Source organism: Nocardia cyriacigeorgica (assembly GCF_010858045.1).
Lineage (GTDB): Bacteria > Actinomycetota > Actinomycetes > Mycobacteriales > Mycobacteriaceae > Nocardia > Nocardia cyriacigeorgica_E.
The window spans coordinates 1-387 of sequence record NZ_JAAGVC010000143.1 but is presented as its reverse complement, the minus strand read 5'-3'; the positions used below and the strand labels follow the sequence as shown (position 1 = coordinate 387).

Genomic DNA, 387 nt, shown 5'->3' with positions numbered 1-387 from the left:
CCGGCATCGACGTCTACTCGATGCGCCAGCCGCTCGGCGTCGTCGCGGGCATCACGCCGTTCAACTTCCCGGCCATGATCCCGCTGTGGAAGGCAGGTCCCGCGCTGGCCTGCGGTAATGCCTTCATCCTCAAGCCGTCCGAGCGTGATCCCTCGGTTCCGCTGCGGCTGGCCGAGCTATTCCTGGAGGCGGGGCTGCCCGCCGGCGTGTTCAACGTCGTCAACGGTGACAAGGAAGCGGTGGACGCGATTCTGCACGATCCGCGCATCCAGGCCGTCGGCTTCGTCGGCTCCACCCCGATCGCCCAGTACATCTACGAGACCGCCACCGCCAACGGCAAGCGGGCCCAGTGCTTCGGTGGCGCCAAGAATCACGCCATCGTGATGC

Annotated in this window: 1 protein-coding gene; it reads left to right on the top strand. The window is 66.9% G+C overall.

From position 1 onward, the window contains the following. Positions 1 to 387, top strand: a 387-nt coding sequence (locus GV790_RS29110) for an aldehyde dehydrogenase family protein (protein ID WP_163818021.1), incomplete at both ends; no start/stop codon positions are given.